Source organism: Mycobacterium sp. (assembly GCF_044342925.1).
Taxonomy (GTDB): Bacteria; Actinomycetota; Actinomycetes; order Mycobacteriales; family Mycobacteriaceae; genus Mycobacterium.
The window spans coordinates 1-25933 of sequence record NZ_JBIIOV010000011.1 but is presented as its reverse complement, the minus strand read 5'-3'; the positions used below and the strand labels follow the sequence as shown (position 1 = coordinate 25933).

Below are 25933 nucleotides of genomic sequence, written 5' to 3'. Positions count from 1 at the left end.
GTGTCTGGTGCCGTGGTGCCGGCTTCTGATGTTTCGGGATTCGACCGTCTCGCTGCCCGGGGTTTTCCGCTGTCTGCTTGTGACACTTGAGTCTAGGTCTCCGAGTCTCGAATGCCGACCCTCGCCTCTGAGGACCTGCCGGGGTAGAGGATGCACCCTACGACCATCAGCTGTCGATTGATTTGGCAAACTCTTAAGAATTCGTTCACTTAGTCGGTTGATTGACGCACAAGACGCCCGACAGACACCAGGTAATAGGCGCGTGGGGATACCGCCGGGACGGCAGGTCACCGCCGACGTCCCCGCGCGACCGGGCGGGAATTCAGTCTGAGCGCGAGGGGAATTCGAACGCCAGGAAGTGGAAGCGTTTGCCGTCAGCGTCGAAGATCGCCAGATCGTGCGCTCCGAGCTTGTGGGTGGCGGTGTGCAGCGACCGCGGGTTCTCGGCGGAGACGAACAACACGCCGACGTCGTAGCGGTGGCGGTAGGCCTGCAGGGTCACCGCGTTGAACGCCGAGTAGACCCCACGGCCCCGCAGTTCCGGGCCGATGCAGACCGGCCCGCGCAACGCGTAGCACTGATCCGCGATGGGTCTGCCGTGCATCTCGACGGTCTGAGCCAGTTCGACCATCGCCCGCACGACCTGCGGGATGTGCGGGTCGGTCGGTTCCGGCGGCGGGACCACCGCAATGAAGCCCCCGATCCCGTCCCCGTCGCTCTCGGCGACATGCACACCCCCGCTGTCGACCGCGGCGGTGAACCAGTCCTCGGAGTGCCACACGGAGATGAATCCGTCGGCGCGTTCGGACTCACTGAGATTGCCGACGTAGAAACGCCCTTCACACTCGCGGAGGTTCGGAACGTCGGCCCTGTCTGCCAGCCTGATCCGGACGCCGGGCACCATCGGGTCTCCCACAGCAACGAACGCTACCGACGCTGCCGTCGACGAGGTTGGAATCGACCGCGGGACTCCGGTAGTAAGAGAGCCATGATCGACGTGATCCTCACCGGTACCGGCAGTCCAATGATCGACCCGAACCGGGCGGGACCGTCGACGCTCGTCATCGCCGGTGACTCGCGCTTCCTGGTCGACTGCGGGCGAGGGGTGCTGATGCGCGCGGCGGCGGCCGGCGTGGGCGCGGCCAACCTGAGCGCCCTGCTGCTGACTCATCTGCACAGCGACCACATCACCGACCTAGGCGATGTCATCACCACCCGCTGGGTCACCACGTTCACCCCGACGCCGTTGCCGATCATCGGCCCGCCCGGCACCAAGGCGGTGGTGGAGGCGACGCTGGCGGCGCTGGCGCCGGACATCTCCTACCGGATCGCCCATCATGCCGACATCAACGAACCGCCCGCGGTCGAGGTGCACGAGTACACCAGCGGCACGGTATGGGAGTCCTTCCCCAGGGGGCAGGAGCGAAGCGACTCGGGGGTCAGTAGCGTCCGGATCACTGTGGCGCCCACCGACCACCGCCCGGTGGAACCCACCATCGCCTTCCGCATCGAGTACGACGGAGCATCGGTGGTGCTGGCCGGTGACACGGTGCCGTGCAGCACCCTGGACGAACTCGCCAGGGACGCAAACATTCTGGTGCATACGGCGATCCGCAAGGATCTGGTGGAGCAGGTGCCGTCGCAGCGCCTCCGCGACATCCTGGACTACCACTCATCGGTGGAGCAGGCGGCAGCCACCGCAGCCCGCGCCGGGGTGGACACCCTGGTGCTGACCCACTACGTCCCGCCACTGGCAGCCGGCCAGGAGGATCAATGGCGGGCCCTGGCGGCCGCCGAGTTCTCCGGCCGGGTGGAATTGGGCGACGACCTGCTGCGCGTCTCGGCGGGATGAAACCTCAAGCCAGCCTGGTCATCTCGACGACCACGTCAAGATCACTGGAGCCCTGGCCGAGGTAGATGCCCTTCAGCGGCGTCACGTCGGCATAGCTGCGCCCGGAGCCGACGCTGACGTACTGCTCGTTGATCTCGGTGTCATTGGTGGGGTCGTAGTTCCACCAACCGCCGGTCCAGGCCTGAATCCAGGCGTGGCTCTCGCCCTCGACGGACTCACCGATTGCCGCGTCATGCATCGGGTGCAGATAACCCGACACGTATCGGGCCGGAATCCCCATAGCGCGCAACAGGATCAGCGACAGATGCGCGAAGTCCTGACACACCCCCTTGCCCTCCTGCAAAGCGTCCAAACCGGATGTATGCACTCCCGTCGTACCCGGCAGGTACTGCAACTGCTCGCGCACCCACGCCACGGTGGCCAGCACGGCGTCGTACGGGTCGTGGCCCTTGGCGATCTGGCGGGCGATCCGGTCGGTGCACTTGTCCGACTGGGTGTACCGCGTCGGGGTGAGCACCTCGTGGTAACGGTCCAGCACCGTGTCTGCGCGCAGTTCGTCCCAGCCGGCCCGGCTGCCGAGCGCCTCCGCTTTGTCGGTCTCCACCACCGACGACGAGGTCACCTGCAGTTCAAGGTGCGGCGCGTGCAGGTCGAAGGCCGTCACCGCGGTGCCCCAGTAGTCGACGTAACGGTACGACCGGGTGGCCGGGGCGGTCTCGACCCGGTTGACGATGACGTTCTGACGGGAGTCCGACCGCGGGGTGAGGCGGGCTTCGTTGTACGACGCGGTGACCGGGGCCTGGTAGGCGTATCCGGTGGCGTGGACCACTCGCATCCGCCACATCAGGCGCCACCTCCCAGAGCTTCGGCCACTACGACCGCCTCGGCGCGCGGCTTAGTGGCATCGGACCATTCCACCCACGGAGCCAGCCGGAAGTACCGGACCGCCAAGGCTTCCCCGACGTCCTGACAGGTGGCCTGCAGGCCGGCGAGCCGGATTTCCAGACTGTCCAGCAGAGCTCCGGGGCGGACGAACTCCAGTTCACTGCGAGCCCGGCCGAGCAGGCGGCGAGCTTCGGCGCCGGCGCCGTCACTGGGCCCGCGCATCAACTGGTCGAGGCTGTGCTCGGCGAGCTTGAGCGAGTAGAACGCCGACCGCGGGAACTGCCGGTCCAACAGCATGAACTCGATGACCCGGCTGGCATCGAGCACGCCACGATGGCTGCGCAGATAGGTGTCATGCGCCCCGGCCGCGCGCAGCACGCTCACCCAGGCCGGCGAGGAGGCGCTATCGCCCACCCGGGACAGCAGCAGCCGGACCGTCATGTCCACCCGCTCCAGCGCCCGGCCCAGCACCAGGAACCGGTAGCCCTCGTCGCGGGACAGCGTGGAGTCGGCCAGCCCGGCGAACATCGCCGCCCGGCCCTCCACGAAGGTGAAGAACTCGTGCGGCCCCAGCTTCCGGGCGGCCCGTTCCCGCTCGGGCAGCGCGTTGTGGGTGGTGTTGAGACACTCCCACATGTCCCCGGAGATGACTTCGCGTGCGGAGCGGGCGTTTTCGCGTGCGGCGCCGATGGCGTCGACGATCGAGCAACCCCGGGTGAGATCGCGGCTGAAGGCCACTAGGTGGGTCAGCGACCACATGTCCAGCCGGTTCTTGGGCGGCTTGATTCCCAAGACTTCCAGCAGGATTCGGGAGGCGTGATCGGGGTCGACGGTGGAGTCCTCCAGCAGCTGGTGCACCGTGACGTCGAGGATCCGGGCGGTGTCGTCGGCCCGTTCGACGTACCGGCCGATCCAGTACAGCGCTTCTGCGTTGCGCGCCAGCATCACCGGGCTCCGTTCTGCTGCTGTTGTTGTTGTTGCTGCTGCTGGTGGCCGGTCATGGCCTGCTGCTGCAGCGGGGGCACCTCGGGGGCTGCGGTGGCGCGCGGCAATGAGCGGACCACCCGGCCGGCGGCCAGTTCCCGCGTCGCCGCCGAGGCCCGCGAGGCCAGGACCCAGGTGTCCTTGGAACCGCCGCCCTGGCTGGAGTTGACCACCAGCGAGCCCTCGACGAGGGCGACCCGGGTCAAGCCGCCGGGCAGCACCCACACCTTCTCGCCGTCGTTGACGGCGAACGGACGCAGGTCGACGTGCCGGGGCGCCAGCGCGTCGCCGGCCTTGGTCGGCACAGTGGACAGTTGCACGACCGGCTGGGCGATCCAGCCGCGCGGGTCGGCCTGGATCTTGCGGCGCACCGCCGCCAGTTCCTTCTCCGAGGCGTTGGGGCCGAAGACGATTCCGTAGCCGCCGGAGCCCTCGACAGGTTTGATCACCAATTCGCGCACCCGGTCGAGCACCTCGGCGCGCTCGTCGTCGAGCCAGCACCGCAGCGTGTCGACGTTGGCCAGTAGCGGCTTCTCCCCCAGGTAGTACTCGATGATCGTCGGCACGTAGGCGTAAACCAGCTTGTCGTCGCCGACGCCATTGCCGACGGCGCTGGAGATGACCACGTTGCCGGCCCGGGCGGCGTTGACCAGTCCGGCCACCCCCAGCACCGAGTCGGGCCGGAAGTGCATGGGGTCGAGGTACTCGTCGTCGATGCGGCGGTAGATCACGTCCACCTGGCGCTCACCCTCGGTGGTGCGCATGTAGACGATGTTGTCCCGGCAGAACAGGTCCGGACCCTCCACCAGCTCGACGCCCATCTGCCGGGCCAGCAGCGAGTGCTCGAAGTACGCGGAGTTGAACGGCCCCGGGGTGAGCACCACCACGGTGGGGTCGGACTCGTTGGTGGCCGCGGCGTTGCGCAGGGCGCGCAGCAGATGCGAGGGGTAGTCGTCGACCGAACGGACCCGGTGGGTTCCGAACAGGTTGGGGAACACCCGGGTCATCACCCGACGGTTCTCCATGACGTAGGAGACCCCCGAGGGGGAACGTAGGTTGTCCTCCAGCACCCGGAAGGTGCCCTGCGCATCCCGGACGATATCGATGCCGGCGACGTGGATGCGGACTCCGTTGGGCGGGTCGATGCCGACGGCCTCGCGGTGAAAGTGTTCGCAGGAGGTCACCAGGCGGCGCGGGAGGACGCCGTCGCGCAGGATCTTCTGTTCGCCGTAGATGTCGTCGAGGAAGCGTTCCAGCGCGATCACCCGCTGGGTGATGCCGCTCTCCAGCTTGGCCCACTCCGCCGCCGAGATCACCCGGGGCACCAGGTCCAGCGGGAAGGGCCGCTCCTCCTGGCCGGATAACGCGAAGGTGATGCCCTGGTCGACGAACGCCCGGCCCAGCGCCTCGGCCCGGGCGGCCAGTTCGTCGGTGCCGGTGGGGGCCAGTTCGGTGAAAATGCCCTTGTAGGGAGCACGGACGTTGCCACGGCGGTCGAACATCTCGTCGAACGCGGCGGCGTAGCGGCCCGGTTCCCGGTAACCGCCGAAGATGCGGTGGTCGTCGGGCAGGGACGACGGCGGGGAGTCGCTGGAGATCTCGACGCCCGGGCTGCGGAGGGTCACGGGTCACATGGTTCACCACATCAGCTGTTTTCGCAGGCTGAGCGGCTCCGCTTTGGGACTCGGGGTCCGATCCTGGTAGTGTCACAGCGCGCCGCGAGGGCTTCTGTCCCGGCGTGGAGGCAAAACGAAACCAGCTTTGAGAATGAGGAACTGACGCGTGGCCAACATCAAGTCGCAGAAGAAGCGCATCCTGACCAACGAGCGCCGCAGGCTGCGCAACAAGTCGGTGAAGTCGTCGCTGCACACCGCGATCCGCGCATTCCGCAGCGCCGCCGCCGAGGGTGACAAGGACAAGGCCGGCGAGCTGCTGGTCGTGACCAGCCGCAAGCTGGACAAGGCCGCCACCAAAGGTGTGATCCACAAGAACCAGGCGGCCAACAAGAAGTCCGCCCTGGCTCAGGCCTTCAACAAGCTCTGATCGTCCCCGCGCGCCCGCTGCACCGCGCCGAGATTGCACTGACGCAGGGAAAGTGCGATTAGCGCCCTGCGTGAGGTCAATCTCGGCGTGAGTCAGCGCCCGGCGGCCAGTTCGGCCACCTTTCGTACCGTCGCCTCCAAGACATAGTCCGGGTCGGCTGCTGCGCCTTTGACGTCGGCGTTCAGCGCCGCCACCAGCCGGATCGCCGTGGCCACCTTGTCCCGCGACCATCGTCGTGCCTGTTTCTGCGCCTTCTGCACCCGCCACGGCGGCATGCCCAGTTCCGAGGCGAGGCGGTAGGGGTCACCCGACAGCGGGCCTACCCGCGCGATGGAGTGCACCGCCTCGGCCAGCGCATCGGCGAGCAGCACGTGCGGCACTCCGCGGGCCATCGCCCACCGCAGCGCCTCGGCGGAACCCGCAACATCGCCGACGACCGCCTTGTCGGCGATGTCGAAGCCGGTGACCTCGGCGTTGCCGCTGTGGTAACGGCGGACCGCCGCAACATCGACCCGGCCGCCGGTGTCGGCCACCAGCTGGGAACAGGCCGAGGCCAGCTCACGGATATCGGAGCCCACCGTCTCCAGCAGGGCGGCGACGGTGTCATCGTCGGCCTTGACCTTCAGCGCCCGGAATTCGGCGCGGACGAAGTCCGCCCGCTCGGCGGCCTTGGCGATCTTGGGGCACGGATGGGTGACGGCCCCGAGGTCACGCAACTGGGTGGCCAGCGCCTTGGCCCGCCCGCCACCGGAGTGCACCACCACCAGCACCGTGCCGGGCGGCAGATCGGCCGCGGCCGCCGCGATCAGCGCGACGGCGTCCTTCCCGGCTTCGGCGGCGGCCTCGAGGATCACCACGCGTTCGTCGGCAAACAGCGATGGGCTGAGCAGTTCGGCCAGTTCGTAGGTGGAGACCTCCCCGGCTCGCATCCGGTTCACCGGGACGTCGTCGGTGCCGGCCGCGGCGCGGACCGTACGCAGGACTGCGCTGACCGCTCGCTCGATGAGGAGTTCTTCCTCACCGAGGACCAGGTGCAGTCCGGCCGCCGCGCTCATCCCCCGATGGTGTCACGGCCCGCCGACCAGACCGGACACCGACCACGCGGCGGCGCACAGCAGTCCCCCGGCCGCCGCCAGCCGGAACCATCGCCGCGGCCACAACACGACGGCCGCACCGCCGGCCAGCGCGACGGTGAGCATGCCGCCCCAGCCGGACGGAACCGGCACGGCCGCACCGGGCACCCGCGCCGCCGCGTGCGCCACCCGCAGCAGCCACCACACTTCCGGACCGGTGAACCGGATCAGCAGCCCGGCCGCCGCCGGCCATGGCGCCACCAGCACGGCGGCCAGGGTGCCCAGCACGGTGATCGGCGGAACAACCACTCCCGCAATCACATTCGCAAGCACGGAAATCAGGCTGAAGCGCCCGGAGATGGCGGCGATGAGCGGGGCGGTGACCAGCTGGGCGGCCAGCGCGACGCAGATTGCGTCGGCCAGGATCTTGGGCCACCCGGCGGCCACCAGCCGGGCCGACCAGATCGGCGCCAGCAGGATCAGGGCAGCGGTCGCGGCCACCGACAGCGCGAAGCCGATGTCGACGGCCAGCTGCGGTGCGAGCGTCATCAGGACGATGACGGTGGCGGCGAGCACCGGGATGGCCTGTCTGCGCCGCCCGGCGAGCACGGCGAGCAGGGCGAGGGCACCCATGACGGCGGCCCGCAGGACGCTGGCGCTGGGTTGCACCACGACGACGAAGGCCACCAGGGCGACAGCGGCCAGAGCGACCGCGACCCGGGGGCCGACGAGGTACGCCGACAGCAGCACCGCGCCGCAGACGATGGTGACGTTGGCGCCGGAGACCGCAGTTAAATGGGTCAGCCCAGCCGTGCGGAACTCCTCGGTGGTACTCGCTGTGACGGCGGTGGTGTCACCCAGCACCAGAGCGGGCAGCATCGCGGCCTGGTCGGCAGGCAGGGCCTGCTGCGCGGTGGCGGCGAAGGCCTGGCGCACCGCGTGGGCGGCGCGTTGCACGGCTGGAGGACGGCCGAAGTGCGGACGGCCCACGGCGGTGAGCACGGCGACGGTGAGATCGCGCCGGGTCGGGGCGGTGATCCGGGCGCGGAACCGAACCGGTTGACCGGCCGTCAGCTCGCCGAAGTCGACGGCCTTGGCGAAAACCGTGACCGCCCCGGACATGTCGTGGTCGCCGACCTGGGAGAGATTCCCCCGGAACATCAGGCGCCCTGGCCCGGCCTGCCGGGTCGCGTCGGCGGCTGTGACTGTCACCCACGCGGTCGCACCGCGCTGCTGGGCCAGCGGATGATGGGTGCTGGCATCGCTGCGTAACCCGACCGCGAGGCCGAACCCGGCGCCGATCACCGCAGTGCCCGCGACGGCCGCCGCGCCAGCGGCGAGCAGCGGAAATCGGCGGCCGAGTGAGCGCCGGGCCAGCCACCACGCGGCGGCGATCGCCAGGCTGAGCACCGCGAGCGGCCGGCCCACACCCCACACGACGCCGGCGGCGGTCACCGCCCACGCCGTCACCGCGGCGGGAACCAGGCGCAGGTCGAGCCGAGCAATTGTCACGGCCTAGACGCGCACGAGGGGACGCAGCTTCTCCAGGCGCGCGGGGCCGATGCCGTCGATCTCGCCCAGTTGGTCGACGCTGCTAAACCGCCCATTGGCCGAACGCCACGCCACGATGGCTGCCGCGGTGACCGGGCCCACGCCGGGCAGCGCGTCGAGTTGGTCGGGGGTCGCGGTGTTCAGGTCCACGGGCCCGGCGGGCTTGCCCGGTGCGGCCGGCGCGCCGGACTGCGCCGGGTCCCCGGCCGGCGAACCGCCCCCCACCGAGCTGCCCAGTACCGCCGGCCGGCCGGCCGGGGCTGCGATACCCACGACGATCTGCTCGCCGTCGGCGAGCTGGCGGGCCAGGTTCAAGCCCAGCGTGTCGGCACCATGCAGCGCCCCGCCGGCAGCCGTCACCGCATCGGCGACCCGGGCATCGGGCGCCACCGTCACCAGGCCGGGTTGCCGCACGAGGCCGACGACGCTGACCACCAGCTGCTGCGGGCGCGGCTCAGAGACCGAGGAACTCGACGGAGCGGGCGTACCGGACGGACCGGGCGCCGACACCGGCTCCACCCGTGGCAGATTCGCCGACACCACGGGGGCGGGATGATGCCGAGTCAGGGTGAAGACGGTGACCAGCACAGCGAGCGCCGCGATGGCTGCCAGGGCGATTCCCCCGGCCCGTCCCGGGTCGGCGCGGATGGACGCCAGCAAGCCGTCCGCCGCCCGGCCGTCGGGCACCCAGCTCGGTTCGAACCCGTCGTCGTCCCCGCCGTCGGGGTCCTCGGCCGGATCGTCGCCAATCGCAGCCGGCCGCGCATGAAGCCGGCGGTTCAGGTTGGCCAGCGGGTCCTCGGTTCGCATGGCGCGACGCTAGGTCGGCCGACCGACACCGAACCGCCGCGCGGCGCACCGGACCCACTGCCCTGTGGACGCAGCAGGATCTGGGGATTACCCGCCCGCGTGGGCGTGGGCGTCTTCGTGCGCCGCCGCTGCGGTGGCCTTGAACAGGGTGTGCGCCCACACCTGCAGACCGAGCCCTCGTCGGCCACCCGCTTGGTTGAGCAGGGCCGGCCGGCTTCAGTCCGGTGAAAGCAGCGCCCTCACCGGCACGGTGCAGACGCACCACCGTCTCGAAGAAAGTGCCGGTCGGCCAGCTCCCGAACGTCGGAGCCTTCGTCGCGCACCCCGGACACGGCGGCGAACGCGGCACGGACCTCGTCCTCGGCGCGCTGCGGCACGTACGGCAGGACGCTGTCGACGTCTCGCCTATGCCACGAAACCGGGCATGGTGTAGATACATGCCCATGCCGTACACCATCAGCCGCCCGCTGCGGGTCATCCAGTGGACCACCGGGAACATCGGCCGCCGCTCCCTGCACGCCATCATCGCCAGGCCTGACCTGGAGTTGGTGGGCGTCTACGCGCACGGCGAGGACAAGGTGGGAATCGACGCCGCCGAGCTGGCCGGTTGGCCGGAACCCACCGGCATCGCCGCGACCAACGACATCGGCGCACTGCTGGCCACCAAGCCCGATGCGTGCTGCTACAACCCGTTGTGGCCCAGCATCGATGAGCTCGAACTGCTGCTGGAGTCCGGCGTGAACGTCTGCACGTCCGCGGCCTGGATCACCGGCGCCAAGCAGACGCCCACCGATCTGGCGCGCATCCAGATGGCCTGTGAGCGTGGGCAATCCAGCATCTTCGGAAGCGGCGCCCACCCTGGGATGACGAATACGGTGGCCATGGCGCTGTCCGGGTCCTGCGAGCGGGTCGACGAGATCAGGATCACCGAGTCGGTGGACTGCTCGACCTATGAATCGGCCGCCACTCAGACGGCAATGGGTTTCTCTCAGGACCCCGACACCCCCGGTCTGGCCGAGGCCGTTCGGCTGGAAAGCGAGGTGTTCGCCGAATCGGCCGCGATGATGGCCGACGCCATCGGCGCCGACCTGGACCGGATCACCTTCGACGTGACCTTCACTGCGGCCAACGGGGACACCGATCTGGGATTCATGACGATTCCCGAGGGCACCGTCGCGGGGGTGTACGGCTATCACCGCGGCTGGGTGGGCGACCGCAACGTGGTCAGCGTCGGATTCAACTGGACCATGGGCAACCACGTCGAGCCACCCAAGCCGCTGGAGAACGGCCACGTCATCCAGGTGTTCGGAGTGCCCAACATGCGCACCGTGCTGCACTGTCTACCGCCGAAGGACTGGGCCGAACCGGGATTCATGGGCCTGGGCATGATCTACACCGCCATGCCGGTGACCAACGCGGTCCCGGCGGTGGTGGCGGCTGAACCGGGGATCGTCACGCTCGCCGATCTGCCGCCGATCACCGGGCGCTTCACCGGTTGACTCTGCCTCAGCCCTTCGGGGTGAAAGGCTTTAAGCGCATCCGGGTTTCATGCTCGGGCGCTGTCGAACCGTCGGGGTTGGCGCCCCGGAAATAGTCTTTCTGCCAACCGGCCTGCGCCGCCGTCGACCCGGGGCGCCTGAGGTCGGCGATGAAGTCGCGGCGGCCCTCGCGCCAGGCGTCGTAGGAGGCGCACAGTTCGGGGGCGGCGTCGATCGGGACGATCGTGGGTGTGAATCGGTCGAGTTCGCCGCGGCGCTGCGGAACGATCACGCACACCGGCTCGCCCTTGGCGAAACTCACCCAGCGGCGTCGCCGGGTGAACTTCCAATTCATCGTGAATGCCGCTGGAGACCAGTCTGTTTCGACGATGCCCTCCAGCGCCGAGACTCCGCGCTTCGGCGAGTTTGCCGGACCGCGGACCAGCAGATTGAAACCCGGTGGGGTGCGGAACAGGTACGGCAGGTTCCAGGTGATGATCCCGGCGCCGAAATGACTCACCGGACGAAACGACGGCGCGCCCTCGCCGTAGTCGAATTCGATGGACTCCCGATCGGCCCCGCCGTGCCAGCGCGCTCGCACGTCGGCGTTGTTCAGAACCAGCCACCCGGCCTGGTTGGCCATCAGCAGCGGCAGACACCGATTCGCGAACCGGTCGGCGGTGGAGTCCATCCACTCCCGCCTCGGCGAGGCCGGGACCAACGTGAACCCGTGGTCCCGATGCAGTTCGTAGGCAATGAGTTTCAGCTCGGCAGGACTCATGAGCCTGCCGCCCTGGCCACCACCACTCCCAGCGCCCCCGGTCCCAGGTGCACACCCAGCACCGGCCCCAGGTCAGTGACGACGGGGGCTCCGCAACCCGGAAGCGCACCGGCCAGTGTCGCCGCGAGATCGGCGGCGCCAGAGGGGTTGTCGACGTGCTGAACCGCCAGCGCCGCCCGGCCCTCCCCCACGACCTCGATGACCTGTTCGACCATGGCGGCGATCGCCTTGGAGGTGGTGCGCACCCGCTGGGCCAGGACGAGCTTGCCGTCCTCCATCTGCAACAGCGGCTTGAGCGCCAGCGCGGTGCCCAGCCACGAGGCCGTCGTCCCGATCCGCCCGCTGCGGCGCAGATTCTCCAAGCGCTGCACGACGATCAGGGCGTGCACACCATCGACTTCCTTTCGGGCCTCGGCCGCAACACCGTCGAGGTCGACACCGTCTCGGGCGGCGCGGGCCGCGGCCAGCGCGACGAAGCCCGTTCCCATCGCCGCCGAGCGGGAGTCGACCACCCGGACCAAGCCGCTGAACTCCTGCGCAGCGTGTTCGGCGGCGCCCAGTGTGCTGGACAGTTCGGTCGACAGATGCACGGCCACAACCCCGTCGCCGCTGCTGGCGGTCAGCGCCGCCCGGTAGGCCGCCGCCAGTTCCGCGGGGCTGGCGCCGGCCGTACTGACCTGCGGGCGTTGGTACAGGTCAGCCGGCATGGCGTCGATGCCGTCGCGCAGATCGGTCCCGTCGACCAGAACATGCAAAGGCACCACCTGAATGCCGAAGTCGGCGATCGCATCGGCAGGCAGCCTTGCCGAGGAGTCCGTCACCACCGCCACCGCCACGGGTCAGCCCACTTCATCCTGTGACGCTGCCGCCCCGGCGGCGGGCGAACCGCACACGCCCGCTTCGGCCAGCGCCTTGAGCATCAGTTCCGCGACGGCCTCGTGCGCCTCGAAGTTCCAGTGGATGCCGTCGGGATTGCCTCGGCCCCCCAGGATGTGTTCGGCGACCGCCTCCTTGAGATCGACGAGCGGAACATGGTGCTGTTGCGCCCAGTCGGTGATCGCCGCAGCCGTTCGCGGGCGGCCGTGGTGGGCGAGACCGTACGTCGGAGCCTCGTGCACCGACGGCAGGGAGGCCACGATGGGGATGCCCGGCCGGTTGAAATCGATGGCGCCGCGGGTCATCTCCAGATATTCGACGGTCAGGTGCGGTGGCAGCGCGGATCGCGCCACCGGCGACAGCCGGGGCTGCAGCCAACCGTAGGAGTCGCGCACCCAGCGACGCACCAGCGGCGGACGCACGTACCGGATCATCTCCCGCGCGGCGGTCGGCAGCGGCGAGGGCAGCGAATCCATACCGCTGGTCGCGACGATCACCGCACCGGCCCGCGGCAGCGCGGCCCAGGCCCGCGGATCCTGGGTGGCTGCCCACCACACGTCCCGGCAGGTCCAGCCGATCCGGCCGATCAGCTCGCAATCCCAACCCAGTTGCGCTGCGACGATGTTCGGCCAGATCCGCGGATCGTCGGCCGGCAACCCGCCCTGCGGGCCGTAATACGACAGCGAATCGCAGAAGATCAGCAGGGCCCGGCGGGCAGGAGCGGAGCGACCCGGGGATGAGTCGCGACGGTCGGACGGGGGACGCTGCTCAGAGGACATCATTGGCCACCTGCGCCGAGGCGTTCCACACGTCCAGCCGCCACCGAAGATCAGCCGGCGCGGCATCGACGGGCCCGTATCCGGACAATTGCGCCCAGCTGGCGTTGCCCATGCCGCCCAGCGCCGGCCAGCTGTCCACCGGCAGGTCCAGCAGCGCGGCGGTGAGCGCGGCGATCAGGCCGCCGTGGGCCACCAGCACGACCGGCCGATCGGGTTCGTCGCAGCCCCATTCCGGTTCTCCCGCAACCAGTTCGGCGACCAGCGGCAGGCTGCGGTCGGCAACGTCGATGCGACTCTCCCCCCGGTGCGGGGCGGAGGTGGCGTTGTCCCGCCACGCCACCCGAGCGCCCGGGGCCAGGGCGTCGACCTCGGCATGGGTCAGACCCTGCCAGTCCCCGAGGTTGGTCTCCCGAAGCCGGGTGTCCACCCGTACCGGTATCCCGCTGCGCTCGCCGAGTGTCAAAGCGGTGTCGTGCGCCCGGCGCAGATCGGACGAAACGATCAGCAGGGGCTGGCGTTTGGCGAGCACCTCGGCGGCAGCCACCGCCTGGGCACGGCCCAGGTCGGTCAGATCGGTGTTCAGCTGACCTTGCATCCGGCTGTCGGCATTGGACTTGGTCTGGCCGTGGCGCAACATGACCAGGTGGCGAACCCTCACGAATCCTCCACCGGCACATCAACATCGACGTCGAGATCGACATCGACCAGCGGGCAGTCCCGCCACAGCCGGTCCAGCGCATAGAAGTTGCGCTCATCGGTGTGCTGCACGTGCACCACGATGTCGACGTAGTCCAGCAGCACCCAGCGGCCCTCCCGGGTGCCCTCCCGGCGGGCCGGCTTGTAGCCCGCCAGCCGCATCTTCTCCTCCACCTCGTCGACGATGGCATTGGCCTGCCGCTCGTTGTTGGCCGAAGCGATCACGAAGCAGTCGGTGATGACCAATTGGGCGGACACGTCGATGACGACGACATCCTGGGCGAGTTTCGATGCGGCGGCCCGGGCGGCGATGGTGGCCATCCGGATCGCTTCGGCGGATGCGGTCATTGGACCTCCATGGTGGTCGTGGCCGGGACGCGGTACAGACCCCGCTTGGCGACGTACTGGACCACACCGTCGGGGACCAGATACCAGATCGGCCGGCCTTGCGCGGCGCGGCCGCGGCAGTCGGTCGACGAGATCGCCAGTGCAGGGACCTCCACCAGATGCAGGGCGTCGTCGGGCAGCCGGTCGAGGGCTTGGGTGATGTGGGCGTCGGACAGTTCGTAGCCGGGTCTGCTGACCCCGATGAAGGTGGCCAGCCGGAACAGCTCCTCCCAGCCCTGCCAGGTCAGGATCGAGCCCAGCGCGTCAGCGCCGGTGATGAAGAACAGGTCGCAGTCCGGCTGCAGCTCCCGCAGATCCCGCAGAGTGTCGGTGGTGTAGGTGGGTCCGGCGCGGTCGACGTCGACACGGCTGACCGAAAAACGCGGGTTGGAGGCGGTGGCGATCACCGTCATCAGGTAGCGGTCCTCGGCGGAGGTGACATCGCGGTCCTTCTGCCAGGGTTGCCCGGTGGGTACGAAGACCACCTCGTCGAGGCCGAACTGATCGGCCACTTCGCTGGCGGCGACCAGGTGGCCGTGGTGGATGGGATCGAACGTCCCGCCCATCACGCCGAGCCTGCGCCGGGAACCCATGGTGTGAAAGCTTAGGTCAGACGGGAAGCAGCTGGTCGATGACCGCGGCCAGCTGCTTGGCCGACCGGCACTCGTGCATGGTGATGACATCGGAGTACCGCGGCGCCGCCGAGTCGCCGCTACCCCACAGGTGCTTCGGCTCGGGATTGAGCCAGTGCGCGTGCCGGCTGGCGGTGACCATGTGGGCGAGCACGTCCGCGGCCGGGCTGCGGTAGTTGGTGCGGCCGTCGCCAAGGATCAGCAGTGAGGAGCGCGGCGAGAGCACGCCGGGGAAGTTCTCGGTGAAGGAGACGAAGGCGTTGCCGTAGTCGGAGTGCCCGTCGCGGGTGTAGACGCCCGCCTCCCGGGTGATGCGCTGGATGGCGACGGCCAGGTCGGCGTCCGGGCCGAACAGGTGGGTCACCTCGTCGGTGGTGTCGATGAACGCGAACACGCGAACACGCGAGAACTGCTGACGCAGCGCGTGCACCAGCAGCAGGGTGAAGTGGCTGAAGCCGGCCACCGAACCGGAGACATCGCACAGCACCACCAATTCCGGACGGGCCGGACGGGGCTTGCGCAGCACCACGTCGATCGGCACCCCGCCGGTGGACATCGACGTGCGCAGCGTCTTGCGCAGGTCGATCGCGCCGGCCCGGTTGCGCCGGCGCTTGGCCGCCAGGCGGGTGGCCAGCGTGCGGGCCAACGGCGCGACCACCCGGCGCATCTGGCGCAGCTGATCGCCGGAGGCGCGCAGGAACTCGACGTTCTCGGCGAGCTGCGGGATGCCGTACATCTGGACGTGCTCGCGGCCCAGCTGCTCGGCGGTGCGGCGTTTGGTCTCACCCTCCACCATCCGGCGCAGCTGGGCGATCTTCTGCGCGGCAACGGCTTTGGCGATCTGTTCCGCCGTCGGCGACGGGTCGTCCCCGTGCGGGGCGAGTAGTCCGGCGAGCAGCCGGCCCTCCAGTTGGTCCAGACCCATCGCTTTGAGCGCCTGATACGACGAATAGGACGGCCCGCGGCTGGAGGTGTACCGGCCGTGGGCCTCGACGATCGCCGCGATCATCGCCACCAGGCGGTCGTCGAGGTCGCCGATGTCGGGGTTATCGGTGAGCATCTCCAGCAGCATCGCCCGCATGGCTTCGACGTCCTCGGGGTCGAGTTGCGGCGGCGGAACGGCGGTGTCGTCGTCGGCCAGCACGGTGCGCGCGCCCAGAGCGGCCGGCCACCACAGGTCGAACAGGGCGTCGTAGGTCTGGCGGTGATCGGCGCGGCGCAGCACCGCGCAGGCCAGGCCCTCGCGAACCTCCTCCCGGTCGCTCAGGTCCAGCACGCTGAGCACCTCTCCGGCGTCGACGGTCTCCGACGGACCCACCGAAATACCCTGGGCACGAAGCGCTTCGACGAAGCCGACCAGGTGGCCGGGCAAGCCGTGCGGGGCCAGCGGCTGCGGCGGGCGGGTCCGGCGGACGGCCATCTTTAGTTCAGCCGCAACTCGCCGGCGGCACGCTGCTGGTCGGACTGGTGTTTGAGCACCACCCCCAGCGTCGCGGCGATGGTGGCATCGTCGATGGTATCCATGCCCAGCGCCAGCAGGGTGCGGCCCCAGTCGATGGTCTCAGCCACCGACGGGGCCTTCTTGAGTTGCATGCCGCGCAGCACCCCGATGATGCGGACCAGTTCCTCGGCGAGGCGTTCGGGAAGTTCGGGAACCCGGGACAGCAGGATGCGCCGTTCGAGGTCGGGGTCGGGAAAGTCGATGTGCAGGAACAGACACCGACGTTTGAGCGCCTCGGACAGCTCACGAGTGGCGTTGGAGGTGAGCACCACGAACGGCTTGCGGGTGGCGGTGATGGTGCCCAATTCCGGCACGGTCACCGCGAAGTCGCTCAACACCTCCAGCAGCAGACCCTCGATCTCGATGTCGGCCTTGTCGGTCTCGTCGATGAGCAGCACGGTGGGATCGGTGCGCCGGATCGCCGTCAGCAGCGGCCGGGACAGCAGGAACTCCTCGCTGAACACGTCGGTCTTGGTGTGCTCCCAGTCATGGTCGGCGCCGGTCGAGGACTGGATGCGCAGGATCTGCTTGGCGTGGTTCCACTCGTAGAGGGCGCGGGCCTCGTCGACACCCTCGTAGCACTGCAGGCGCACCAGACCGGAGTCGGTGGCCTGGGCGACGGCGCGGGCCAGTTCGGTCTTGCCGACGCCGGCGGGCCCTTCGACCAGCAACGGCTTACCCAGCCGGTCGGCGAGGAACACCGCGGTGGCGGTGGCGGTGTCGGCGAGGTAGCCGGTGGCGGCGAGTTGGCGTTTGACGTCATCGATGTCGGCGAACAGCGGCGCCGGGCGCGCCGGGGTTTCAGTCATGCGGGAGTGTCTCCAGTGTTAGGCGGGCCGGATGTGGCCGTCGCCGAAGACGATCCACTTGGTCGAGGTGAGTTCGGGCAGTCCCATCGGCCCGCGGGCGTGCAGTTTCTGGGTCGAAATGCCGATCTCGGCGCCGAAGCCGAACTGCTCGCCGTCGGTGAAGGCGGTGGAGGCGTTGACCATCACCGCGGCGGCGTCCACCCGCTCGGTGAACCGTTGCGCGGCAGCCAGATCTCCTGTGACGATGGCTTCGGTGTGGCCGGTGCCGTAGGTGTTGATGTGGTCGATCGCGGCGTCCAGGCCGTCGACCACGGCCAGTGCGATGTCCAGTGACAGGAATTCGGCGCGGAGTTCTTCTTCAGTGGGATTGTCGTGCACGGTGACGCCGGCGTTGCGCAGTGCCGCCACCAACCGGGGCAGCCCGGTGTCGGCAAGCGTCCCGTCTACCAGCAGGGTTTCGGCGCTGTTGCATACACTCGGCCGACGGGTCTTGGCGTTCAGCACGATTCGCTCGGCGACGTCGAGGTCGGCGCTGGCGTGCACGTAGACGTGGCAGTTACCCACCCCGGTCTCGATGGTGGGAACCGTGGCGTCGCGCACCACCGCGTCGATCAGGCCGGCGCCGCCGCGCGGGATCACCACGTCGACAAGTCCGCGAGCCTGGATCAGGTGGGTGACGCTGGACCGGTCGGCGCAGGGCAAAAGTTGCACCGCGTCCTCGGGCAGGCCCTCCCCGCACAGGGCGCCGCGCAGCACCGTGACCAGTTCGGCGTTGGAGTTGGCCGCCGAGGAACTACCGCGCAGCAGCACCGCGTTGCCGGACTTGAGCGTGAGCCCGAAGGCGTCGACGGTGACGTTGGGCCGGCCCTCGTAGACCATGCCGACGACGCCGAGGGGCACGCGCTGCTGGCGCACCTGCAGGCCGTTGGGCATGGTGCGCCCGCGCAGCACCTCCCCGACCGGGTCGGGCAGCCCGGCCACCTGGCGCAGGCCGGCCGCGATGCCGTCGACGCGCTGCGGGTTGAGAGCCAGCCGGTCCAGCATGGCTTCGGGAGTGCCGGCGGCGCGGGCGGCGTCGAGGTCCTTGGCGTTGGCGGCCAGGATCTGGTGGGTGTGGCTGAGCACGGCATCGGCCGCGGCGTGCAGGGCCCGGTCCTTGACGGCGGTGGTCAGCGATCCGAGCTCGCGGGCGGCCACCCGGGCCCGCCGGGCGGCGTCGTGGACGATTTCGCGCACGTCAGGACTAGCCTCGGTGTGCAGACTCATCTGACCAGGGTATCGGGTCCCGACCAACTGGAAGGTGGGGCGTTGCGGTCAGTCCGTTGCGGTGAGATGGGAGCCATGAACGACCGCCAGGGCACACTCCAGCGCAGGGTCCGCCTGCTCGTGTGGGCCACTATCGCCTACAACGTCATCGAGGCGGCCGTCGCCCTCATAGAGGGGTCGCGTGCGTCGTCGACGGCGCTGATCGGGTTCGGTCTTGATTCGGTGGTCGAGGTGTCCGCGGCGGCGGCGGTGGCGTGGCAGTTCGCCGCCGAGGACCCGGAGCGCCGGGAGAAGACTGCGCTGCGCTTCGTCGCCTTCTCGTTCTTCGCGCTGGCCACGTACGTCAGCGTCGAGTCCGTGCGCGCGCTGCTCGGCCCCTCCGAGGCTCGCCAGTCCACCATCGGCATCGGTCTGGCGGTGGCCAGCCTGACGGTGATGCCACTACTGGCCTGGGCGCAGATCCGCACCGGCCGGGAGTTGGGGTCGAATTCGGTGGTGGCCAATGCCAAACAGACACTGTTGTGCAGTTACCTGTCAGCGGCCCTGCTGGTGGGCCTGGTGCTCAATGCGGCATTCGGGTGGTCCTGGGCCGACCCGCTGGCTGCGCTGGTGATTGCCGGCTTCGCTGTCCGCGAGGGGCTGGAGGCGTGGCGCGGGGATCCCTGCTGCGGGTAGCGGAACGCCTCACTGGGCGCTGATGTCCACCAGAACTGCACCCTCAGGTGTGCTACCCAGCGTCTGAAGCGGGATGTCACCGCCGCGGGCCGTCAGGCGGACAACCGCAGCCAACTGCGCGGGCGCGTCGCACTGGACGTAGTGGTCGGCTCCCGGGATCACCCAGTAGCGGTTGGTGCCGGGCTTGCCCTTCAGGTAGGTGCTCCACACGTGGTTGGGCACCCGCAGCGGCGCGACGGTGTCGTGCAGACCCCACACCAGCGTCGTGTTGACCTCGCTGGCCGACAACGCCTCCAGCCAGCCGGTTTCGTCGGCGGCGCGCTCGTGCAGGTACTGGATCGTGTCGGGCAGTACCCGGGTGCCGTCGTGGTGCGCGAAACACTCTGCCATCGCGTGGATTTCGGGGTCGTCCAGTGTGCGGCGCGGCATGAACGTGCTGGCTCCCATCCCAGCCGCGAGCATCTGCGGTGTGGTTGCGGCGGCCGTGGCCCGCCCGGTGGCGGGGTCGAGCAGCGCGGTCTGGAACGCGGTGAGGTTCGACAGCGGCAGGAAGATGTTGGCGTTGGTCACGATGAGGTCGACGGGGACTCGGGGCGGGTCCAGGGCTGCCGCCAGACCGACGGCGATCATCCCGATACTGCTGCCGCGGTCGTGGGTGAGCATCCGGTAGTCGGTCAGCTGCCACACGTCGGTGATGGCGTGCACCAGCAGTCGCGCGTCGTCGTAGAGCGAGTAGACGTAGGGCGCGGCCGGTTTGTCGGACAACCCGTAACCGGGAAAGTCCAGGACGTGGATGTCGAAGTCGGCGCCGAGTTCGGTTGCCAGCGAATAGAAGTCGATGCTGGACGTGGGGAAACCATGCACCAGCACCAACGCGGGCGCACCTGGTGTGCCGCACCGCCGGGCGAACACCGACAGTTCCCGTCCGCCGTTGGCGGCGGTGGTGGACCGCCAACGAATCTCGGTGCCACTGTTGCGCCAGTCCGTGAAGATGCTCACGCCTGCGGAATCTCCCGCTCGATCTCGTCGAGCCACACTCGCGCGCCCATGTCCGACGGCGCCCGCCAGTCACCGCGCGGCGACAGCGACCCGCCGTGGGACACCTTGGGGCCGTTGGGCAGAGCCGACCGCTTGAACTGGCTGAACGAGTAGAAGCGCTGGGCGAACACCGTCAGCCAGCGGCGAATGTCGGCCAGCGGGTAGGCCGGCCGCTTGTCCGGCGGGTAGCCGGGCGGCCAGTCACCGCGCTGCGCGTCGCTCCAGGCGTGCCAGGCCAGGAAGGCGATCTTCGTCGGCCGGAACCCGTAGCGCAGCACTTGGAACAGTGAAAAGTCCTGCAGCGCATAGGGGCCCACCTTGGCCTCGCTGCTCTGCACCTGCTCGCCAGCCGACGCCGGCACCAACTCGGGGGTGATCTCGGTGTCGAGCACCGACTGCAGGATCTCGCCCACTTCGTCGTCGAACTGCCCGGAGGTGATCACCCACCGGATCAGATGCTGGATCAGGGTTTTCGGCACACCTGCGTTGACGTTGTAGTGGCTCATCTGATCGCCGACGCCGTAGGTGGACCAGCCCAGCGCCAATTCCGACAGGTCCCCGGTGCCCAGCACGATCCCGCCGCGCTGGTTGGCGATCCGGAACAGGTAGTCGGTGCGCAGCCCGGCCTGAACGTTCTCGAAGGTGACGTCGTAGACGGCCTCACCGCGCGAATACGGGTGCCCCATCTCGGTCAGCATCAACTCCGCCGTCGGGCGGATGTCGATCTCTTCGAACGTCACGCCCAGCGCCTTGGACAGCCGGGTGGCGTTGTTCTTGGTGTGCTCGCCGGTGGCGAACCCGGGCAGGGTGAACGCCAGAATGTCGCTGCGCGGACGGCCTTCCCGGTCCATCGCCTTGGCCGCGACGATCAGGGCGTGGGTGGAGTCCAGGCCGCCGGAGACCCCGATGACCACCTTGGGGTAGTTCAACGCCCGGAGCCGTTGCTCCAGGCCGGACACCTGGATGTTGTAGCCCTCGTAGCAGTCCTGCTCCAGCCGGATCGGGTCGTTGGGCACGAAGGGAAACCGCTCCACCTCGCGTCGCAGACCGATGTCGCCCTGCGGCGGTTCCAGCCGAAAGCCGATGCGGCGGAACCCATCGAGGCTGGACTGGTGGTGGCGGCGGTTGTCGTCGAAGGTTCCCATCCGCAGTCGCTCGGCGCGCAGCAGGTCCAGGTCGACGTCGGCTACCGATCGGCTGTCGCCCTTGGGGAACCGCGCCGACTCGGCCAGCAACCGGCCGTTCTCGTAGATCATGGTCTGGCCGTCCCACGCCAGGTCGGTGCTCGACTCGCCCTCCCCCGCGGCGGAGTACACATACGCCGCCAAGCAGCGGGCCGACGCCGAACGGGTCAGCAGGGCGCGGTCCTCGGCCCGGCCGATGGTGATCGGGCTGCCCGACAGATTGGCCAGCACGGTGGCACCGGCCAACGCCGCCTCGGCGCTGGGCGGCACCGGAACGAACATGTCCTCGCAGATCTCCACGTGCAGCACCAGCCCGGGGAGATCCTCGGCGGCGAACAACAGATCCGGTCCGAACGGAACATCCCTGCCAAACAAGCGCACAGTCCCGCGCATGTCGTCGCCCGGCGCCACCTGCCGTCGCTCGTAGAACTCCCGGTAGGTCGGCAGGTAGGACTTGACGGCCACTCCCAGCACCGCGCCGCGGTGAATCACCACGGCGGTGTTGTAGATGCGGTGCAGGTGCCGCAGTGGCGCGCCGACCACCAGCACCGGCAACAGTCCGGTCGAGACGGTGACGATGTCGCCCAGGGCGGCTTCGACGGCGTCGAGCAGGCTGTCCTGCAGCAGGATGTCCTCGATGGAGTAGCCCGACAGGGTCAGCTCCGGGAATACCGCGACGGCCACCCCGTCGTCGTGGCAGTCCCGGGCGATCCGCAGCACCGATTCGGCGTTGGCGGCCGGGTCGGCGAGCACCGTGCGGTGCGTGCAGGCGGCGACCCGCGCGAAGCCGTGCCGATAGGCGCCAAAGAAGTCGGTCGCAGTGAAGTCCACGCCCCATTGTCGCAGCTACCGCCATGACGACGCCGACGCCCTGGCCGGCCATGTCAGCAAGATCGTCGGCCCGCTGGCTGATCTGATCGCCCGGGCCCGCCGCCGCGACGAGGTCGACCTGATCTACGTCAACGACAACTACGGCGACTTCACCGCGCTCAGTCCGGCGATGTCATCGCCGCGGCACTGGACAGCGCCCGGGTGATCCTGACATCGACCCGGACCTGGGACAGGCGGCGCTGGCGATGATGCGGCGGAATATTGCGCCGATGTCTCAGCGGCCCGGGACTGTCTGGGCTGACGTTGGAGCGCCGGCCTCTCAGATGGGCTGGGGCCAACGCCATGTCGAAGGAACTCGCACCGCAGGTTTCTCACCAGCTGATCCCATCCTAACTTTAAGCGGTATTTGATTGTTAGACAGTTGTTTTCGCTCGTCTTGCGGCGCAGGATCGGGCACTTTCCCACTGGCACGAAGCATCAAATCCTCTTGAATTCGCTTGTATACCAAACACTTCCACAATTCAACATGCTGGAAACTTTTTTCGAGTGCATCGTCGCAGCTAGCCGTACCTATCGGAATTTCCAAAAGCGGCAAAAGGACCAAAGTCCCTTTTTATCGAGATCGGAGCGTGACAGAGTCCGATCACCTGCGGTCAGGGGCACCGCGGATCTGCCAAGGGGGGCAACATGTTTTTCCAGCCTTCGACGTCTGAAATTCGCCAGAGCGGCAATGTTCGCGGCCACGTTCGTCGCATCGAAGATCATCGGCCGGCGCCGACGGCTGCCGAATTTTCCTCCCATCCCTACGCCCGCTACGTGGGCAGGATCGGTACGCTTGCCATAGCTCTTGGGGTCGGTTCCGCAGTGTTCTCCATGCCCGCGGCGTTCGCCGATCGGACTGGCTCGGGAGGTTCGACCGGGTCGGACACCGACACATCGTCGTCGGCGCCGGCTGCGTCGGCTCCCTCGTCGGCACCTAGGGGACGGGCGACGTCCCGGGCCGGCACCCGTGGTGACACGTCTGCGGCCGACACCCAGACCGACTCAGCCACTGGTGGCTCGGAGGACCCCTCCCCTGCCGATTCCGTCACGGTTCCGGCGCCGGAGGTGCGGGGCGGCGATGAGACGGCCACCGAGGACAGCGACCCCGGACCGGTGCGTCGCGGGAACTCAGATGTTCCGTCGGACCCGCAGGGGGATGCGGCCGTCACCCCGGGGGCCGGCCAGACAGGTCAATCGACGGCGCCCTCGTGGGATGACGGCCCGACGCTACCCGTCGATCTGCCCACACCGCGTGAGTCGTCAGATTCCCCTTCGACTCACGCCTCGACTTCCATTGAGCAACAACGTTCTTCGTCCCCTGATAACGCGATGCCTGCGGCGTCGTCAGCTCCGAGGATCGGCGTGGCGCCCGCGTCGGCGACTCAGGCGCCGGTGATGACAGCACCACCGCGGCAGATTACGTCGTCCGGCTCGGTATCCGGCATGGGCCGGGGGATTCTGTCATGGCTGGAAGGCGGTAACACCGGCGACGCCCCGGTGGCCGCGCCACTGATGTGGACCGCGCTGGCCGTCACCCGACGGGAACTGGGCCGCACCAACGTCAACCCCAGCCCGGCGGCCTCGACATCGACCGGCGAACTGGTGGGTCTGCTCTCCGGCTCAAGCATCAAGGTGAGCTCGCCGAGCGCCTCCTCCACCGGGACGTTCGCTTCTGATCCGATCAGCGACTTCGTCCGGATCTTCATCGGCGACGGCACCGCCGATCACCCCGACGCCGGGTTGCTGATCGGCACCGGATTCTCCTGGGATGCCGCCACCTGCAACCAGGGCCTGGCGTGCCGGGGCGGGCAGGCCGGCCTGCTCTACGGCAGCGGCGGCAACGGGTGGAACGGCGGCGGCGGCGGTTCGGCGTTCCTGATCGGTGACGGCGGCGCGGGCGGTGCCGGCATCAACGGCGGTGCCGGCGGCAACGGCGGCCTCGGCGGGGTGCTGTGGGGCGATGGCGGCCGCGGTGGTGCCGGCGCGGACGCGCTCCCCAGTTCCGACGGCAGCGAGGCCGGCGCCGGCGGTAACGGCGGCAACGCCGGGTTCTTGTCGCTGTGGGGCATTGGCGGTGACGGTGGCGTTGGTGGCGCGGGACTGGGACCCGGCGATATCGGCGGACGCGGCGGTGACGGCGGGGCCGGCGCTGGACTTTCACTGGGCCTGGCGATGTTTGTCGGCCTCGCCCGATCCGCCGGCGACGGCGGCGACGGCGGCGCCGGTGTCGCGGCCGGCGGCGCCGGCGGTAACGGGGGTAACGCGGGGCTGGGCGCGCTGACCATCTCCGGCGGCGCTGGTGGCAACGGCGGTGACGGCGGCGCCAGTGAGAACCAGGGTGGCGCGGGCGGCAACGGCGGCACCGCGGGGCTGACCAACGGCTTCGGCGGCAGCGGCGGGGTCGGCGGTGCGATCACCGACACCGATGGCGACGGCGGTGCCGGTGGTCGCGGTGGTGACGCCGGCTTGCTGACGTTCGGCGGCGGCGGCGGTACAGGTGGTAACGGCGGCGCGGGCGGATCGCTCAGCGGTGTCGGCGGCAACGGCGGTGACGGCGGCGGGATTTCCTCCTTCGCGGCGATCGGAAACGGCGGTGCGGGTGGCATCGGCGGCGCTGGCGGATCCGGTGGCGGCGACGGCGGCAATGGCGGCAACGGCGGTCTGTTCTTCGGCAACGGCGGCGACGGCGGCAACGGCGGGGATGCGCTGCACAGCGGTGACGCTGGTAACGGCGGTAACGGCGGTGACGTTGGGCTGCTTTCGCTGGTGGCCAACGGCGGCAACGGCGGCAACGGCGGCAGCGGTACCGGCGCCGGCCTCGACGGTGCCGACGGTGTACTGCCCGGTGAGTCCGGTGAGGACGGCGGTACCGGCTCAGGGGGCGGCAACGGCGGCAACGGCGGCAACGGCAGCTTCCTGTGGGGCCGCGGCGGCGATGCCGGCAACGGCGGATCGGGCGGATCGGGCGGCAACGGCGGCGACGGCGCCGACGGACTGTCTCCGACCACCCCGGGTGCGTCCGGCGGTCCCGGCGGCAACGGCGGCAACGGTGGCGACGCCGGCTCCGACGGGGTGGCCGGTGTGGTCGGCCAGGGCCGGATCTTCTTCTTCATCGCCAATAACGGCACCGCGGGTAGCGCGGGCACCGGCGGCGGCGACGGCGGCAACGGCGGCAACGCCGGAGCCGGTGGCAACGGCGCAGCCGGACTCGACGGCGTCGACGGGGTGCTGGGCAGCCCCGACGGCACGGCCGGTCAGGCCGGTGGCAACGGCGGCGCCGGCGGAATCGGCGGTGCCGGCGGTAAAGGCGCTCCCGGGGTCGGCACCGTCGCCGACGGCGCTAACGGAAATGGCGGTAACGGAGGCATCGGCGGCATCGGAGCCGCCGGCGGTATGGGTGGCGACGGCTACGTCGGACTTGCGGGCACCGGCGAGTCCGGCGGCAACGGTGGCGACGGCGGCGCGAGCGGTACCGGCGGAGACGGTGGCGTCGGCGGTGCGGCGGGCGGGACCGGAGCGACGGCGGGCACCGACGCGGCCGGCGGGGCCGGTGGTGACGGTGGAGCTGCAGGCGCCGGCGGTGACGCCGGATCGGGCGCGGACGGCCTGGCCGGCACGGACTCTCTGACGGCGGGCACCGATGGGCAGGCCGGCGGCATCGGCGGCAATGGCGGTACAGGTGGCGCCGGTGCCGCGGGTGGCGCCGGAGCCGGTACGGCGGCGGACGGTGCCAGTGGCAACGGCGGCAATGGCGGTGTGG

24 protein-coding genes and 1 pseudogene are annotated in these 25933 nt (G+C 69.6%); 6 read left to right on the top strand and 19 right to left on the bottom strand.

What is annotated here, in order from left to right; translation table 11 throughout:
- Positions 1–322 precede the first annotated feature (322 nt).
- Positions 323–916: a hypothetical protein gene (locus tag ADBZ6I_RS02530; RefSeq protein WP_526380533.1), complete on the bottom strand. Its 594-nt coding sequence runs from the start codon at positions 914–916 to the stop codon at positions 323–325.
- A 72-nt stretch (positions 917–988) separates the two neighbouring features.
- Here ADBZ6I_RS02530 and ADBZ6I_RS02525 point away from each other — a divergent pair, with 72 nt between their 5' ends.
- A complete protein-coding gene (locus ADBZ6I_RS02525) occupies positions 989–1852 on the top strand; it encodes a ribonuclease Z (protein WP_526380531.1) in 864 nt (287 codons plus the stop codon).
- 4 nt (positions 1853–1856) lie between these two features.
- Here ADBZ6I_RS02525 and ADBZ6I_RS02520 read toward each other — a convergent pair whose 3' ends face one another.
- From ADBZ6I_RS02520 to ADBZ6I_RS02510, 3 genes are read right to left on the bottom strand one after another with little or no spacing between them, the layout of a single operon-like run.
- Complete coding sequence (locus ADBZ6I_RS02520) at positions 1857–2696, bottom strand: transglutaminase-like domain-containing protein (protein WP_526380529.1); 840 nt, start codon at positions 2694–2696, stop codon at positions 1857–1859.
- A complete protein-coding gene (locus ADBZ6I_RS02515; RefSeq protein ID WP_526380527.1) occupies positions 2696–3682 on the bottom strand; it encodes an alpha-E domain-containing protein in 987 nt (328 codons plus the stop codon). The genes ADBZ6I_RS02520 and ADBZ6I_RS02515 overlap by 1 nt, the downstream gene beginning before the upstream one ends.
- The gene (locus ADBZ6I_RS02510; RefSeq protein ID WP_526380551.1) at positions 3682–5223 is read right to left on the bottom strand and encodes a circularly permuted type 2 ATP-grasp protein; all 1542 of its coding nucleotides are present in this window, start codon (positions 5221–5223) and stop codon (positions 3682–3684) included. Before ADBZ6I_RS02510 ends, ADBZ6I_RS02515 begins: the two co-directional genes overlap by 1 nt.
- Before the next feature lie 280 nt (positions 5224–5503).
- Between ADBZ6I_RS02510 and rpsT the strand changes: the two genes are divergently transcribed.
- The gene (gene rpsT / locus ADBZ6I_RS02505; protein WP_526380525.1) at positions 5504–5764 is read left to right on the top strand and encodes a 30S ribosomal protein S20; all 261 of its coding nucleotides are present in this window, start codon (positions 5504–5506) and stop codon (positions 5762–5764) included.
- Positions 5765–5856: 92 nt separating this feature from the next.
- Here rpsT and holA read toward each other — a convergent pair whose 3' ends face one another.
- From holA to ADBZ6I_RS02485, 4 genes are all read right to left on the bottom strand, one after another.
- Positions 5857–6819, bottom strand: a complete 963-nt coding sequence (holA, locus tag ADBZ6I_RS02500; protein WP_526380523.1) for a DNA polymerase III subunit delta — start codon at positions 6817–6819, stop codon at positions 5857–5859.
- Between the two features lie 12 nt (positions 6820–6831).
- A complete protein-coding gene (locus ADBZ6I_RS02495; protein WP_526380521.1) occupies positions 6832–8349 on the bottom strand; it encodes a ComEC/Rec2 family competence protein in 1518 nt (505 codons plus the stop codon).
- A 3-nt stretch (positions 8350–8352) separates the two neighbouring features.
- Positions 8353–9198 (bottom strand): ComEA family DNA-binding protein, encoded by an 846-nt coding sequence (locus ADBZ6I_RS02490; RefSeq protein WP_526380519.1) that lies wholly within the window; start codon positions 9196–9198, stop codon positions 8353–8355.
- 239 nt (positions 9199–9437) lie between these two features.
- Entirely contained in the window at positions 9438–9575 is a 138-nt protein-coding gene (locus ADBZ6I_RS02485) for a hypothetical protein (RefSeq protein ID WP_526380517.1), read from the bottom strand.
- Between the two features lie 66 nt (positions 9576–9641).
- Here ADBZ6I_RS02485 and ADBZ6I_RS02480 point away from each other — a divergent pair, with 66 nt between their 5' ends.
- The gene (locus tag ADBZ6I_RS02480) at positions 9642–10697 is read left to right on the top strand and encodes an NAD(P)H-dependent amine dehydrogenase family protein (RefSeq protein WP_526380549.1); all 1056 of its coding nucleotides are present in this window, start codon (positions 9642–9644) and stop codon (positions 10695–10697) included.
- A gap of 7 nt (positions 10698–10704) precedes the next feature.
- Here the strand turns inward: ADBZ6I_RS02480 and ADBZ6I_RS02475 are convergent, their stop codons facing one another.
- The 9 genes from ADBZ6I_RS02475 to ADBZ6I_RS02435 are packed head-to-tail and all read right to left on the bottom strand — an operon-like array spanning position 10705 to position 18403.
- On the bottom strand, positions 10705–11457 hold the full coding sequence (locus ADBZ6I_RS02475) for a DUF6065 family protein (protein WP_526380515.1): 753 nt from the start codon (positions 11455–11457) through the stop codon (positions 10705–10707).
- Positions 11454–12293, bottom strand: coding sequence for a DegV family protein (locus ADBZ6I_RS02470; RefSeq protein WP_526380513.1), 840 nt, complete (start codon positions 12291–12293; stop codon positions 11454–11456). The genes ADBZ6I_RS02475 and ADBZ6I_RS02470 overlap by 4 nt, the downstream gene beginning before the upstream one ends.
- Before the next feature lie 3 nt (positions 12294–12296).
- Positions 12297–13112 (bottom strand): diglucosylglycerate octanoyltransferase, encoded by an 816-nt coding sequence (gene octT, locus ADBZ6I_RS02465; RefSeq protein ID WP_526380547.1) that lies wholly within the window; start codon positions 13110–13112, stop codon positions 12297–12299.
- Entirely contained in the window at positions 13102–13770 is a 669-nt protein-coding gene (gpgP, locus tag ADBZ6I_RS02460) for a glucosyl-3-phosphoglycerate phosphatase (RefSeq protein WP_526380511.1), read from the bottom strand. Before gpgP ends, octT begins: the two co-directional genes overlap by 11 nt.
- Positions 13767–14156, bottom strand: a complete 390-nt coding sequence (gene rsfS / locus ADBZ6I_RS02455; RefSeq protein WP_526380509.1) for a ribosome silencing factor — start codon at positions 14154–14156, stop codon at positions 13767–13769. Before rsfS ends, gpgP begins: the two co-directional genes overlap by 4 nt.
- Positions 14153–14788, bottom strand: a complete 636-nt coding sequence (gene nadD, locus ADBZ6I_RS02450; RefSeq protein WP_526380507.1) for a nicotinate-nucleotide adenylyltransferase — start codon at positions 14786–14788, stop codon at positions 14153–14155. The genes rsfS and nadD overlap by 4 nt, the downstream gene beginning before the upstream one ends.
- Before the next feature lie 16 nt (positions 14789–14804).
- A complete protein-coding gene (locus tag ADBZ6I_RS02445; protein WP_526380505.1) occupies positions 14805–16247 on the bottom strand; it encodes a vWA domain-containing protein in 1443 nt (480 codons plus the stop codon).
- A 2-nt stretch (positions 16248–16249) separates the two neighbouring features.
- Positions 16250–17137: an AAA family ATPase gene (locus tag ADBZ6I_RS02440; RefSeq protein ID WP_313675314.1), complete on the bottom strand. Its 888-nt coding sequence runs from the start codon at positions 17135–17137 to the stop codon at positions 16250–16252.
- A gap of 18 nt (positions 17138–17155) precedes the next feature.
- Positions 17156–18403, bottom strand: a complete 1248-nt coding sequence (locus ADBZ6I_RS02435; RefSeq protein ID WP_526380503.1) for a glutamate-5-semialdehyde dehydrogenase — start codon at positions 18401–18403, stop codon at positions 17156–17158.
- Positions 18404–18478: 75 nt separating this feature from the next.
- Between ADBZ6I_RS02435 and ADBZ6I_RS02430 the strand changes: the two genes are divergently transcribed.
- Positions 18479–19078: a cation diffusion facilitator family transporter gene (locus ADBZ6I_RS02430; RefSeq protein ID WP_526380501.1), complete on the top strand. Its 600-nt coding sequence runs from the start codon at positions 18479–18481 to the stop codon at positions 19076–19078.
- Between the two features lie 9 nt (positions 19079–19087).
- Here the strand turns inward: ADBZ6I_RS02430 and ADBZ6I_RS02425 are convergent, their stop codons facing one another.
- Complete coding sequence (locus tag ADBZ6I_RS02425) at positions 19088–20077, bottom strand: alpha/beta fold hydrolase (protein ID WP_526380499.1); 990 nt, start codon at positions 20075–20077, stop codon at positions 19088–19090.
- On the bottom strand, positions 20074–22131 hold the full coding sequence (locus tag ADBZ6I_RS02420; RefSeq protein WP_526380497.1) for an NAD(+) synthase: 2058 nt from the start codon (positions 22129–22131) through the stop codon (positions 20074–20076). The genes ADBZ6I_RS02425 and ADBZ6I_RS02420 overlap by 4 nt, the downstream gene beginning before the upstream one ends.
- On the opposite strand from ADBZ6I_RS02420, the gene ADBZ6I_RS02415 reads away from it, so the two are divergent.
- The gene (locus ADBZ6I_RS02415; protein ID WP_526380495.1) at positions 22121–22336 is read left to right on the top strand and encodes a hypothetical protein; all 216 of its coding nucleotides are present in this window, start codon (positions 22121–22123) and stop codon (positions 22334–22336) included. The two genes, ADBZ6I_RS02420 and ADBZ6I_RS02415, sit on opposite strands and share 11 nt — an antisense overlap.
- A gap of 1232 nt (positions 22337–23568) precedes the next feature.
- Positions 23569–25933: pseudogene (locus ADBZ6I_RS02410) on the top strand (hypothetical protein); the annotation flags it as partial.